The following is a 12,890-nucleotide window of genomic DNA, read 5'->3' as shown; positions in this document are numbered from 1 at the left end:
TGACTGACTGACTGACTGACTGACTGACTGACTGACTGACTGACTGACTGACTGACTGACTGACTGACTGACTGACTGACTGACTGACTGACTGACTGACTGACTGACTGACTGACTGACTGACTGACTGACAGGCCCTGCCCTCACCAGGCAGACAGACGCTCCCACCACAGCACACTTTCAGGGCCTTTCCTGTCCCGTTCGCTCTTTACTCAGAATTTTAGATTTTTAAAATTAATTTTTCCTTCTCTTAAAAGAGAAGTATACGTTCCACGGCACCCTCTGTCAAGAGAAGACAGAAGCCAGGGCAGAAGAACCGCCAGAGGCTCGGCAGGAATGTGTCTGGCTCTCTCGAAATTCGTGCGTCAAACCCCTTGACAAACAGAAGAACAGCGAGTATATTACTCTCGTAAGCGGTAGCTGACATTTCACAAAGAGTTAGCGATTAGTCTCATTCCAGTTCTCGCTCGGCTCGCCAGCAGGGCAACCAGGGAGGTGAGCGCTTATGGCTCAGCAGTCAAGCGTGACAATCTTGCACCTGCGTTACAATGGTCGCAGCGAAGAGCTGCCCCTGGCGGAGCTGGGCCTGAACGGGCAGGCCTCGGACGCAGAGATCAAGGAGGCTCTGGCGCAGCACCTCGATATCGCGAGCGAGCGGCTCGCCTCTCACGTGGTAGTACGCACGAGACAGGCAATCGTCGTGCGCCCGGAGGCCCTCTACGGCTGATTAACGCTGTAGCCTGTTCTTTCGGCCTTGATGGTTTCCGTCTCTGCCGTTATATCAGCGTTCAGCAGGTTTGCACTCGCATCTGAGACGCACTCTCACCGATGGGGCATACATACCAGCGCTGGCGGTCTACCCGCTCCCACTACCCTCGCGGGTAGGAACATGGCCGGCCCCTCCGACTCGTGCGTCTCAGCCTGATCCCCTCAGAACAGTTTTGGATTTGGACAGTATTTGTTCTGAGACGCGCCCTGACGCAAAGAGCGTACAAACATCGCATAGGTCAGCCTGTGGAGCTGCCTACCACTGTTTTGGAAGCTCTTTGGACTTGCGCGTCTCAGGCTCAGCTACTCTCACGTACTTGCTGAGGCGCTGCCAGTTGCCATGCTTTGCGCCATTTCCAGGCTGGAACGCGCCCTGACCGAGCGCGCATACACACCGGTCGCGAGTTCGAATCCCGCCAGCCTTCTCAGGCTGTAGCTCAGTGGGGAAGCCACTCTCTCAACTCGCGCGTTCCAGTCTGACCTGTGCACCACACCAGCCCGCCTGAGCCGGGCGCACCTGCCTGGCGGTAGGTAGGAGCGGCCCCTCGAATCCAAGCCTCGCTTACCTCAGAGGCTCTGGCCCTGCCGCTCTCTTTCCGCTGGAACTGTCACGCAGTAAGCGCTATTTCACCTGAACGCGCTCTGACCGAGCGAGCGTACATACTCTTCGGTATATCCACCCTTCGGGTGGAAGCGGGTTCGAATCCCGTCAGCGCGACCTTGCAGCGCTGTCGCGATAAGGGCATGAAAGCTCTCTCAACTCGCGCGTTCTGAGACCTGGTGCTCGGGGACTGCCATCCCAGGGCACTGGGTTTATTTCTATCGGGCACATTACCTGGGCCTGCCTTCCTGGACAGCGCTATCAGAGCAGGATCACCGTGCGACGCGAGGCTTACAGGCGCAACAGCCAGCCAGCCCGTCCGTCTGTTCGCCTCTGGCATGTTCTGTACTCTATGAAAGAGGGGATGATCGCATCATGAGCCAGTTTCGTTCTGGACCAGAGCAGGATGTGCGAGTGCAGATCTTGAATTCATTTTTGAGTGCACCGCACGGAAAGCTGCAAGACCTGGCGTCGCTGCACCGTGATGCGCTGGAACGCGACCCGCTCTTCTACGGCCATCTGGCTCCGTGGTACTTCGAGCATGGCGAGGTGCGCGATCACAAGGTGCTCTTTGTGGCTCATCTAGCGACCAGCGCCTACCCGGAGTTTCGCGGAGCTGCCTGGGTGCTGCTGCAGCAGCTGGCTCCTTATGAGGTGGCGCGCGTGCTCGACCACGCCAAGCAGGTGATCGGTAAGACCCCGCGCTCGCTGCGCAGCGCCATCCAGCACTACTTGCGGACGCGCGAGGCGAATCCACGCCAGCTCGACAGGGCCGCTCTCCGCGCTCGCTCAGCTCTGAAGCACCTGTACGCCAGCCTGCGCCTTAAGCCCGGACCGCGGGCTCAGGCTCTGCTCTTCGACGAGCAGCCCCCAGCTGATAGCCCCCAGGCGCTGCTGAAGCAGCTGGCCAGGGCAGAAAGCGCAGAGGAACAGGCTCGCCTGATCATCGAGGGAGGCATCCCATATACGACGGCCATCGGGGCTGTGCGCACCATCACTCCGGCACTGCTTGTGGCCCTGATCAATGCGATGTCCCCCCAGGAGGTCATTAACGCCCTGGCCTCGCTGAAGCGCCGCGGAGCTTTCGATCACCCAGAGGTCAAGGCCCTGATCGACCAGAAGTTGGCCCTGGCCAGCAGCGATCAGCGTGTCTCAACGATGAAGGTCAAGAAGGCCATCGAGGCCGCTCAACCCGATGAGGCAACCACTCGCAGCCTGCTGCACGTTGCCGATCAGCGCGTGGCAAACAAGGTGGTAATCAGGCGACCAACAGCGCTCTTTATCGACAAGAGCGGATCTATGACCCCAGCGATCGAGCTGGCCAAGCAGCTGGCCGCTCTGATCAGCGCTGTGATCGAGGCCCCTTTCTACGTCTACGCTTTCGACACAGCAGCCTTCTCCATAGAGCCGCCTGCGAGAAAGCGGCGCCCAACGCTGAGTGACTGGGAGCAGGCTTTTAAGTTTGTGCGGGCTGAAGGCGGCACCAGTATCGGTGCCCCGCTGGCAAAAATGACCCGTGAGCAGGTGTATGTCGAGCAGATTCTGGTGGTTACCGATTGCGGCGAGAACACTCCTCCGCTCTTCCACACGGCCTGGCAGGAGTATCGCCACGCACTGGGCCTCGGTCCGTCAGTGATTCTGGTCATTATTGGGCAGCACAGCGAGTACTTCGAGAGGCAACTGGTGGAAGCCGGCATCGAGGTAACGAGCTACCATTTCACCGGCGATTATTATAGTCTGCCCAATCTGCTCCCTTTGCTGGCATTGCCAACGCGCGCCGAGCTGGTCGACGAGATCATGGCCTATCCTTTGCCACAGCGGCCACTCTCTTCAACGCAGGCGGTCACTCAAGCCTGAGTGGCTGCTGTCGCATGGCGACCCTGCTCTCACAGTGGTCACGCTCCTGCGCTGCCCGCCAGCTCTTAGCGGAGCGCACGCAGGAGCGTGACCCCGCCCTTTTTGGGCCTTCTCTTCATTGACTGTCAGCGCTATCATGCTCCTAGAGGAGCCTGAGCTGAGTGCTGCCGGCTCGCCTGTCTGGCTGTTCTGCCTGTCTCCTAGCCGAGCAGGCACCCATTCGGAATGATCAACTAGCTGGTTTCCGCTTGCACTCAAGCGCTTCCTGAGAGAAAAAAGAGGTCTGCCCATGCCAGCCCCACCACCTCCATCGCCTGAGGAGCAGCTGCCGCTGCTGCGCCTGATCAGTCGCCTGAGTGCAGCAGCAGAGCGCCTACGCCAGCAGGAAATCATTGCTCCCTTGTTACCAGGTGGACGTATTCGCACACGCATTGAAGGACTGGTTTATGAGTTCAAGGTGCGCGCCTCCTTTGCTGGCTGGGGCCGCTTCCGTCCTCGCGACGAACAGGAGGCTGAGCTCCTGGGGGAGGCTTTGCCCTGGCAGCGTGGCGCCTACCTGGAATTGCTGCCAGCGCTCCGCATGATCTTGCTTTGGCCCGTCTCAGGGCCGCGGGCCAGCCAGGCTCAACTCTGGCTGGCGCTGCCTTTTAATCCTAGCGATGCCCGTCAGCGGTTCGGCCTTCCCGACGAACCGCTGCCAGTGCTACTCTGTGATCCGTTCAATGGTGCAGAGCCTTTTGAGCGTATTGTAGCTCGTGTTGATGACCAGACTCTCTGGTTCGATGGTCCTGATCTGCGGGCTGATCCCACCCATGCCGCCTGGATGCGCGAGGCCGCTGCTGCTCCTGGGGAAGAGTATGAGCGCTTTCCTGCCGGTTTGACCGCTTCAGAACGCCGCGCTCTGTTGCTCTGGGACCTCCATCGCCTGGAAGAGGAAGCCCTCCGCCAGGAATTGCGGGTTGCCAGCTTCGGCGATGATCAGGCTCCCGACGCCAAGCAGCGGACCAGAGGCCGCTTTGTCCCCACAGCTGGCAGACCAGTGCCAGAGCAAGTGGCGCAGGCCCAGAGCCGCCGGGCGCAACTGGAGTGGCTACAACAGGAGCGCCTGCGCCTCCAGCTCAGCGAGCGCCTGCGCCACGCCCTGGCTAAGGCCGGCGCGGTGCTACACAGCTATACGCTGCTGCCAGCCTCTTCTGGCTCGACCTCAGCAATCATTGTCGAGTGGAGCGAAGAGGGACGACCCTACCGCTATCGCTCAGTGATCGATCCTGAGCTGACGATCGTTTCCAGCGGCATTTGCTTGAGTGGACGTGACCGTGACTTTGATTTGACCAGTATTGTGAGCGTGATGCGCGACTCGCCCTGGAGCGAGGAGGAGCTGGAAGAATGAGCACGATCAACCTTAATCCAAACGATCCGTTTTTCCATGAGGAGCGCCACGCCTCTCTGGCAGCAGTCGCCAGGCGCCAGATTACGATTTGCGGTGCGGGGGCGCTCGGCGCCAATCTCTGCGAGACACTGGCCCGAATGGGCTTTGCACGCCTGCGACTGATCGACCACGATCGGGTCGAGATGCGCAATCTGTCAACGCAGCCGTATCTGCGCGGCGAGATCGGCGCTCCCAAGGCCCGCGCCTTAGCCGCAACGCTCTATCGCGCTGTGCAGGCCCGCCTGGAGCCAGTAACGATCACGCTTACAGAACAGAACGCCGCTCAGCTGCTGCAAGGAAGCGATCTCGTCGTTGACACTTTCGATAATGAGGCTGCCCGCGCCGCCGTGAGCGCTGCCAGCCGTGCACTGGCGCTGCCCTGTCTCCACGTCGGCTTCAGCGCCGATGGCCTCTATGGCAATGGCGAGTGGGAGCCTGACTATCAACCGCCGCAGGCCGGCGCCAGTGACCCTTGTGATTACCCGCTCACTCGTCCGTTCGCTTTGCTGCTGGCCGCCCTGGCCGCGCGAGCCGTTGCTGATTTCTTCCGCCAGGGCATCGCCTATACCTTCGAGGTTACCTGGAATGACCTGCACCTCGTCTACCGTCCCACCACACTTCGGGAAGCAGCGAGGGGCCAACTATAGGATCTTCTGCACCTTTGCCATCAAAAAAAAGGAAACGAGGGTCGTCACATGAGTCATCGTCTTGCTTATGAACCGGAGCTATTCACCATTGCCAACCAGACAGCCGTGATTACTGGAGGCACCGGCGTGCTTGGGGGAAGCATGGCCCGCTTCCTGGCGCGGCAGGGAGTCCGCGTCGCCCTCCTCAGCCGCACTGCCAGCCCCACAAACGAGATCGTGCGCACGATTCGCAACGAGGGGGGGGAGGCCCTGGGCCTGCCTTGCGACGTGAGCGATCGCCAGGCTATTGAACAAGCAGCTAAAGAGATCGAGGCAACCTTCGGGCGCGCTACCATCTTAATCAATGCCGCCGGCGGGAATCGCGAGGCCGCTTCGACGACCTCAGAGTTGCCCTTTTTCGATCTGAGGCCGGAGGCGCTCCAGGAGGTGCTGACACTCAACCTCGTCGGCACCTTCTACTGTTGCCAGGTCTTCGGACGTAGCATGGCTGCTGAGGGGAGAGGAAGTATCGTCAATATCGCCTCTATGGCCGCATTGCGCCCGCTGACGCGCGTACCTGCCTACAGCGCCGCCAAGGCAGGCGTTGTGAATCTGACGCAGTGGCTGGCCGTTTATATGGCTCAGGAGTACAGTCCCGCTATCCGGGTCAACGCCATCGCTCCCGGCTTCTTCTTGACAGAGCAAAACCGCAGGCTGCTCATCGATCCCTCGACAGGGAGCCTGACCGAGCGCGGGCATCGTATCCTCGATCATACTCCCATGCGGCGCCTCGGCCAGCCAGAGGACCTCTTCGGCACCCTGCTCTGGCTGCTGAGTCCTGCCTCGGCCTTCGTTACAGGCATCTTGATTCCAGTCGATGGCGGTTTCTCCGCTTACGCCGGTGTCTGAAGCCATCGTCTATCGATGATCGTTGATCGATAATACAGAGTGAAGCGAGCGTTTATTTCGCTGTCGCAGAAAGGGTCGATTCGCGTTGATATTTACACAGGATTGGGTTAAAATGAGACAGTCATAGGCAGATCAGGACTGGCGAGACAGCACTCAATAATCCCTAGGCAGAGGCGATTATGGCAAAGCTGGAGACCTGGCGGAGACTGCTGGAGCAGGCCATTAGCAATACGCATGAGCTTCGGCGCCTGGCGCAGGCTGTCGGCGTCAACAGTGTCACCATCACGCGCTGGGCCAAAGGGCAGAGCAGTCCGCGCACGGAGCATCTGCGGCAGCTCTATCAGGCCGTGTTTCGCTCCCACCCTGTGCTGGCAGAGCATCTGCGACAGGCTCATCCCGAGCTGCTAGGCAGGCTAACAGCCAGCGACAATGAAGACCAACAGATCCCGTCGACCTTTTACCGCCGTATCCTCACCACCTGCCTGGAATGTGCCCCGGCTCTCCGCTCCATAACCATGCGCAATCTTATTTTGCAGCAGATGCTCAATCAGTTTGATCCTCGCGAGCTTGGGCTGAAAATTACTCTTATCCAGTGTGTGCCCCCCGGCCTGGCTACCCAGCCAGTACGCAGTCTGCGCATCGTTCAGGGACGCGGCAGCCCACCCTGGCGCTCGCTGCCAGAACAGGAACTACTCCTTTTGGGAGCTGAATCACTGGCCGGTCACTGCGTAGCCTCTGGTCACTACGCCATTATCCCAAGCCGGGAGGATCTCACCTACTATTTCCCTACCCACAGCGAGCCTTTCACGGAAAGCATGCTGGCCTACCCTCTTTTGCAGGGGGGGAAGATCGCTGGCTGCCTCTCCATCGCCAGCACCCAGCGCAACTATTTCCATCAAGCTCAGCTTGACCTGGCCCGCGACTACGCCTATCTTCTGGCTTTGAGCTGTGAGCCAGAAGAGTTTTTCGATAGCAGCCAGATCGCGCTGGGCATCATGCCCTCCGCAGCCGAGCAGCGTCCCTATACCACCACCTTTGTTGGCCGCGTGCTGGAGCAACTGCGGAAGGCCGCTCAGCGTGGCACTCCCCTCTCACATATGCAGGCTGAGCTACGTGTGCTTCATGAGATTGAAGAGGAACTGTTGCTGCTTGGTCAGCGCTGGCAAGGCCTCACTATTCACTAGAGTCCTTCGCCAGCGCGGCGGCCAGGCCAATCGGTAGACAGGCAGCTAGTTCAGTAGAGCACAGCCACCAACCAGACCATTTCGACACCAGACCCTTACCTTGACGCCGCTATTCAGGTGATACAATCAGGGAAGGATAGGGGCGAGCAAGAAAGCTTGCTTGCACCACCCCACCCTCAGCCCGGCCCGTACCAGGTCGACCCTCGCTGGCGCCGTTTTCCTGGATTCCTCATGCGGCGGTGCTCAGCCAGGTGGGTCCATCGACGACAAAGCAAGTGTTCAGACAAAACCGCCAAAGGAGAGAGATTCTCGATGCTGCTTGGTGAGGGAAGTACCGACAAGACACTCAATTCAGTCCAGGTGGGCAACCTGCTCCAGTGCGCCCTTGAACCACTAGCCCTGGCAGGTAAGCGCGTCCTGATCATCATCCCCGATGGCACACGCAGCGCTCCTATTCCACTTTTCTTTCGTCTCTTGAATGAGCAACTGCACGGTCGAGTAGCGCAATTAGATTACCTTATCGCTCTTGGCACGCACCCCCCGCTCAGCGAGGCTGCCATTGCCGCTCTGGTCGGCCTCTCAGCGAGAGAGCGCGCTCAGATCTACCCCGGTCTGCGAATCTTCAACCACCAGTGGGATCGGCCCGAGATGCTGCACGCTCTCGGCACCCTCAGCGCCGAGGAAGTTGGGCTGCTGACAGAGGGATTGCTCAGAGAGGAGATCGTCGTCTCCCTCAACCGCCGCATCCTTGACTACGATCAATTGATCATCTGCGGCCCAGTCTTTCCGCATGAGGTTGCCGGCTTCTCAGGCGGGGCCAAATACCTTTTCCCCGGCATCGCAGGACCAGACATTATCAATACCACTCACTGGCTGGGGGCCCTGGTTACCAGCCTACATACCATTGGGGTAAAAGACACCCCAGTACGCCGCCTGCTGCATCGCGCCGCCGAACTCGTGCCCAGACCGTTGCTTGTGCTCGCTCTTGTGGTGCAAGGGCAGCATCTATATGGACTCTACATCGGCGACTACCAGCAGGCTTTCGAAGCCGCAGCGGACCTCTCCGCCCGCCTCAATATCGTTACTCATCCACGCCCCTATCAGCTGGTGCTGGCGGTAGCTGCACCGCTCTACCCCGACCTCTGGACCGGCGCCAAAGCTATGTACAAGACTGAGCCAATCGTAGCCGACGGGGGCGAGGTCATTATCTATGCCCCCAGGATCAGCGAGTTCTCCTATACCCACGGCCCTCTGATCGAGCGCGTTGGCTACCACGTGCGCGACTACTTTCTCAAGCAACCTGAGCGCTTTCGCACGCTTCCCGGCACTATTAAAGCCCATAGCACCCACGTCAAAGGAGCAGGCAGCTACGATGCCATGACTGGGCGCGAACAGCCCCGCATCCAGGTCACCCTCGCGTCCGGAATCGACGCCGAACGCTGCCAGCGCGTCAACCTGGGCTACCGGGACCCGCAAACCATCGACCCGGAAGCCTGGAAGGGACGTGAGGCCGAAGGCATCCTGGTAGTCGAGCATGCCGGCGAAGTGCTCCACCGTCTTGATCACCCCTGAGCAGGCAGACACAGCAGCCAGAGCTGCAACGCCTCAGAGACCGCTCTTTGTGGTTCGCGAACCAGGCGAGGCGAGGCGACGCTAGAAGAGAGGCTAAGATCAGCAAAGAGGCACCTGCAATGCTGAGTCTGCCTCTCTCTCTGGCGCCTTGTTCCCTCAGCTATCAGACAGCCTGGCCTCGTAGTTCGCGCTCAGCCTCCAACACCAGCCGTGCCGCAGGCAGGCCACCACCCACAGCCAAGCGTGCACCTCACACCCCACCCCTCCCCGCACCAGCTTAGACTACCTCTCGCTGGGCCATATCACCAGTATAGGTCAAGGATGTGAGACTGCACCCACGCTCGCGTACATTCGAAATCTCTAGCCCAAAGCGATGCAGCTTGCTGCGCACCGATGAGAGCGCGCGGCGGATCGGACGCAGCTCTTGCTGCCAGCGCTGACTCCCCTGAGCTTCCAACAGACGCTGGCGACAACGAGCGATCGAACTGCCAGTGGCCGGCGCTGACGACAAATTGGCCAGCAAAACCTCGTAGGGACAATAGTGAGGAAAAGCCTGCAAAATAGGTTCAAGGACACGCAACTCATTGATGCTGAATTGCTGATCAAGCACCATTTTTCCATCGCAAAGCAAAGAAAGTGTTCGTGTGCCTAAGCTCAAGGCTAGCGTCTGCCCAGGAGGTAAGAGATCCTGAAAAGCAAAATGGAGAATACGCGTCTCTGTCCCCCTTCGACGTTTTCTCAAACGAGTTAATGTCTGCTCTGACATAGCATTTTTCCCTCATGCCTAAGCGACAACCCAAATCATACAAACCGGAGAAGAGTCGTGAAACCCAGGACGGCCCTGCGCTCTCCTCCACTACCAAGACAGGCCCTGCGCTCGCAGCGCTTGCCCGTCTGTACGCCTGTCCATTCCAGCAAAGGGGCCAGAACCAGATCGCTGATTCTACCCCGACGAGCGGCTGATCCTACGCCCGGCAGCGATTGAGCTACCCATGAGCGAATCGACACATACCAATCACTGCCTTTACTGAAGGGATATATAGCATAGGCATCGGGCGGGCCATAGGCGAGTAGCCAGAATTGCCGGGGAGGTCCTACGAGCGATCAGCAGGCTTCATCAGCCCAGGAAGCCGATTGAGGCCTTTTTCGCGCTCGCCAGTCGCTGCTGAGCGGTGTGTAATTGTTAACCGATACCAGTGGCAAATGTTGCCTGGAAAAACGGTCATCAGTTCCCATAAAAATAGCCACCAACGGGACGACAATTGCCACCAGGTCAGCTATACTGGTCTTCGGCAGTATGGCAGCACCTATAACATGGTGCTTGCAGGTGGAAGGGACTATTTTTTCAATACTTTCTAAACAACTCGTAAAGAAAGAGCGTTGCTAAGTGGCGCAGGAGCATCGAGACCAATTTCTTCAGCTTATGTCTCAACACCATCATCTGGCCAGCATGCAGGCTTTGAGAAGTATCCCGCTTGCCCAACAGAGAGAGGCCACCTCCCGTATCTTGCCGCTGACCAGTGAGCGATCCACGGCTCTAGCACTGCTCCGCTTGGTCATACGCAGGTTGATTTAACCGGATTCGATCGATGGCGCAGTGAGAAGAAGTGAGGAAGCGATGATTCCGATTGCTCGCCCCCTGTTGGGAGCTGAGGAGGAGGCCGCTATCCACGAGGTCTTGACTTCGGGCCTGCTTGCTCAGGGCAAATACGTCTCCGCGTTTGAGCAGCGTTTTGCCGAACTGTGTCAGGTCGGTGCCGCGATTGCCGTCTCCTCGGGCACGGCAGCCCTTCATCTCGCCCTTTTGGCTCATGACATCGGCCCGGGCGATGAGGTGATCACCACAGCCTTTAGTTTTGCGGCCACTGCCAATGTGATCTTGCTGGTCGGCGCCACACCGGTGTTCGTTGACATCGATCCGGAAACGTACACGCTCGACCCCGCACAGGTGGAGCTGGCCCTCAGTGAGCGCACGCGCGCCATTCTTCCTGTGCATCTCTATGGTCACCCCTGCGACCTTGGTCGGTTGCTATCACTAGTCGAGGCCCACAAGCTGATCTTGATCGAGGACGCCTGTCAGGCCCACGCCAGCAGCTTCGCCGGTAAGCCGGTGGGCAGCTTCGGCACAGGCTGCTTCTCATTCTACGCGACGAAGAACATGACTACCGGCGAGGGCGGGATGATCACCAGCGACGACCCCGAAGTGGCTGCCCGTTTGCGTCTCCTGCGTAATCACGGGCAGGCCAGCCGCTATTACCAGATTGGCTTAGGTTATAACCTACGTATGACAGACCTGCAGGGCGCTCTGGGTCTGGTCCAGCTGGCGAAACTGGAGGAGTTCACTCAGCGACGCATCGCCAACGCCACCTACCTGAATCAACGTCTGGCCGGCGCTGTGCAGACGCCAATTACTCGCCCGGGCTGTCGCCATACCTATCATCAGTACACCATCCGCGTTCCAGCACACCGCGATGAGATGGCCGCCGAGCTGCACCGGCGCGGTATCGCGACTGCCGTCCACTACCCCATTCCTATCCACCAGCAACCTTTCTATCGCAGCCAGGCAAGCCGCTTTTATGTGGTGAATCCCGAACAGCGACAGCGCGTGCGCGGTGATAGTCCCCTGGCTCGGCTGCCAGAGACAGAGCGGGCAGCGCGTGAGGTGCTCTCGTTGCCAGTGCATCCCGCCCTGACTCAGGATGACCTGGAAACCATTGCCCGGGAGGTGATCGCTCTATGCGACTGAGGGTGGCAGTGGTCGGAGCTGGCTCAATGGGCTGGAATCACCTGCGCGTCCTGAAAGAGCTGGAGGACTCAGTTCAGCTCGTAGCCGTTGCCGAAGCGAATTCCAGCGCTCTACAGCGCGCCGTCCAGCGCTTCCACATCGCCGGCTACAGTGACTATCGCCAGATGATGGATGAACAGCGCCCCGAGCTGGTCGCGGTGGTCGTCCCGACCCATCTTCACTGTGAGGTGGCCGCTTTCGCTCTCAATCTCGGCCTCAACGTCTTGGTAGAGAAGCCGCTAACCAGTACGGTCGAGGAGGCCGAGGCCCTGATTGAGCTAGCCCGTCGGCGCAATGTCCACCTGGCAGTGGGCCACATCGAGCGCTTCAACCCCGCAGTGACAGAGGTCAAGCGTCGCTTGAGCGCTGGCGCTCTCGGACGCATCTTTCATCTGCATGCCCGACGAATCGGGCCTTTCCCCCCGCGCATTCGCGATGTCGGCGTGACCCTCGATCTGGCCTCGCATGAGATCGACACGATGCGCTACCTGGTAGATGCTGAGATCAGGCAGGTTTCGGCTCAAATCCAGCAGCATATCCATCGTACCTGCGAGGATTTGCTCCTGGGGCTGCTGCGCTTCAGCAACGACGCCCTGGGAGTGCTGGACGTCAATTGGCTGACGCCGACAAAGGTACGGGAGCTGACTATCACCGGCGAGAAGGGAATGTTCTTGCTGAACTATCTAACCCAGGATGTCTTTTTCTATGAGAACGACTATTCCCCCACCTCCTGGGATGCACTACGTTCCCTGACCGGCGTGAGCGAGGGCACCATGACCCGTCTGAAGGTCCAGAAAGCCGAACCCCTGCGCCGCGAGTATGAGGATGTGATTCAGTCAATTGTGACCGATCGCAGTCCTTCTGTTTCGGGAGAGGATGGTCTGGCCGTTCTGAAGGTGGTTCAGCAGCTGCTGGCTTCGGCACTAGCCAACAACGGCCTTCTTGCCCAGGCTCCGGAATCGGATACCTCACACGAAGAGGTTGACCGCAGTCCGGCCCCAGGGTCTACCACGATCCTTGCTTACGAGCAAGGGCTCAACGGTCAGGCTCTCCCTCGCCGCCTTGCCAGTCCCTCCCCTCTCAACCTGCTGCAGAGGCACGAGGAGCATCCCAGCACCTTGGAGGCGGATAGACGAGGATGAGAGACAGTAGCGCAGAG

Annotated in this window: 10 protein-coding genes; 9 read left to right on the top strand and 1 reads right to left on the bottom strand. The window is 59.4% G+C overall.

All coding sequences use genetic code 11. The features are described 5' to 3' along the window. The first annotated feature begins 505 nt into the window (after positions 1 to 505). The 7 genes from BGC09_RS17690 to BGC09_RS17660 all read left to right on the top strand — a co-directional run bounded on the left by BGC09_RS17690 (position 506) and on the right by BGC09_RS17660 (position 8,946). The gene (locus BGC09_RS17690; RefSeq protein ID WP_084659063.1) at positions 506 to 727 is read left to right on the top strand and encodes a hypothetical protein; all 222 of its coding nucleotides are present in this window, start codon (positions 506 to 508) and stop codon (positions 725 to 727) included. A 1,017-nt stretch (positions 728 to 1,744) separates the two neighbouring features. Continuing rightward, positions 1,745 to 3,226, top strand: a complete 1,482-nt coding sequence (locus BGC09_RS17685) for a vWA domain-containing protein (protein ID WP_069805559.1) — start codon at positions 1,745 to 1,747, stop codon at positions 3,224 to 3,226. Positions 3,227 to 3,515: 289 nt separating this feature from the next. Then, positions 3,516 to 4,616, top strand: coding sequence for a hypothetical protein (locus BGC09_RS17680; protein ID WP_069805558.1), 1,101 nt, complete (start codon positions 3,516 to 3,518; stop codon positions 4,614 to 4,616). Then, positions 4,613 to 5,302, top strand: a complete 690-nt coding sequence (locus BGC09_RS17675; protein WP_069805557.1) for a ThiF family adenylyltransferase — start codon at positions 4,613 to 4,615, stop codon at positions 5,300 to 5,302. The genes BGC09_RS17680 and BGC09_RS17675 overlap by 4 nt, the downstream gene beginning before the upstream one ends. A 48-nt stretch (positions 5,303 to 5,350) precedes the next feature. Further along, positions 5,351 to 6,190 carry an SDR family oxidoreductase gene (locus tag BGC09_RS17670; protein WP_069805556.1) on the top strand — a complete coding sequence of 280 codons (840 nt, stop codon included), beginning with the start codon at positions 5,351 to 5,353 and terminating at the stop codon, positions 6,188 to 6,190. Positions 6,191 to 6,369: 179 nt separating this feature from the next. Then, positions 6,370 to 7,374: a GAF domain-containing protein gene (locus BGC09_RS17665; RefSeq protein ID WP_069805555.1), complete on the top strand. Its 1,005-nt coding sequence runs from the start codon at positions 6,370 to 6,372 to the stop codon at positions 7,372 to 7,374. 312 nt (positions 7,375 to 7,686) lie between these two features. Continuing rightward, positions 7,687 to 8,946 carry a lactate racemase domain-containing protein gene (locus tag BGC09_RS17660; protein WP_069805554.1) on the top strand — a complete coding sequence of 420 codons (1,260 nt, stop codon included), beginning with the start codon at positions 7,687 to 7,689 and terminating at the stop codon, positions 8,944 to 8,946. A gap of 277 nt (positions 8,947 to 9,223) precedes the next feature. On the opposite strand, the gene BGC09_RS17655 is transcribed toward BGC09_RS17660, so the two are convergent. Continuing rightward, the gene (locus BGC09_RS17655; protein WP_069805553.1) at positions 9,224 to 9,559 is read right to left on the bottom strand and encodes a hypothetical protein; all 336 of its coding nucleotides are present in this window, start codon (positions 9,557 to 9,559) and stop codon (positions 9,224 to 9,226) included. Positions 9,560 to 10,564: 1,005 nt separating this feature from the next. On the opposite strand from BGC09_RS17655, the gene BGC09_RS17645 reads away from it, so the two are divergent. Together BGC09_RS17645 and BGC09_RS17640 are read left to right on the top strand one after the other, a co-directional pair. Next, complete coding sequence (locus tag BGC09_RS17645; protein ID WP_069805551.1) at positions 10,565 to 11,692, top strand: DegT/DnrJ/EryC1/StrS family aminotransferase; 1,128 nt, start codon at positions 10,565 to 10,567, stop codon at positions 11,690 to 11,692. Further along, a complete protein-coding gene (locus BGC09_RS17640; RefSeq protein WP_069805550.1) occupies positions 11,683 to 12,873 on the top strand; it encodes a Gfo/Idh/MocA family protein in 1,191 nt (396 codons plus the stop codon). Before BGC09_RS17645 ends, BGC09_RS17640 begins: the two co-directional genes overlap by 10 nt. Positions 12,874 to 12,890: the final 17 nt, after the last annotated feature.

This window comes from Thermogemmatispora onikobensis, from assembly GCF_001748285.1.
Lineage (GTDB): Bacteria > Chloroflexota > Ktedonobacteria > Ktedonobacterales > Ktedonobacteraceae > Thermogemmatispora > Thermogemmatispora onikobensis.
The sequence above is the reverse complement of the archived record's forward strand: the minus strand, read 5'-3'. Positions and strand labels throughout refer to the sequence as shown.

Coding starts and splice junctions, on each gene's coding strand:
- BGC09_RS17690 (WP_084659063.1), top strand. CDS start 506: ATGGCTCAGCAGTCAAGCGTGACAATCTTGCACCTGCGTTACAATGGT.
- BGC09_RS17685 (WP_069805559.1), top strand. CDS start 1,745: ATGAGCCAGTTTCGTTCTGGACCAGAGCAGGATGTGCGAGTGCAGATC.
- BGC09_RS17680 (WP_069805558.1), top strand. CDS start 3,516: ATGCCAGCCCCACCACCTCCATCGCCTGAGGAGCAGCTGCCGCTGCTG.
- BGC09_RS17675 (WP_069805557.1), top strand. CDS start 4,613: ATGAGCACGATCAACCTTAATCCAAACGATCCGTTTTTCCATGAGGAG.
- BGC09_RS17670 (WP_069805556.1), top strand. CDS start 5,351: ATGAGTCATCGTCTTGCTTATGAACCGGAGCTATTCACCATTGCCAAC.
- BGC09_RS17665 (WP_069805555.1), top strand. CDS start 6,370: ATGGCAAAGCTGGAGACCTGGCGGAGACTGCTGGAGCAGGCCATTAGC.
- BGC09_RS17660 (WP_069805554.1), top strand. CDS start 7,687: ATGCTGCTTGGTGAGGGAAGTACCGACAAGACACTCAATTCAGTCCAG.
- BGC09_RS17655 (WP_069805553.1), bottom strand. CDS start 9,559: ATGGTGCTTGATCAGCAATTCAGCATCAATGAGTTGCGTGTCCTTGAA.
- BGC09_RS17645 (WP_069805551.1), top strand. CDS start 10,565: ATGATTCCGATTGCTCGCCCCCTGTTGGGAGCTGAGGAGGAGGCCGCT.
- BGC09_RS17640 (WP_069805550.1), top strand. CDS start 11,683: ATGCGACTGAGGGTGGCAGTGGTCGGAGCTGGCTCAATGGGCTGGAAT.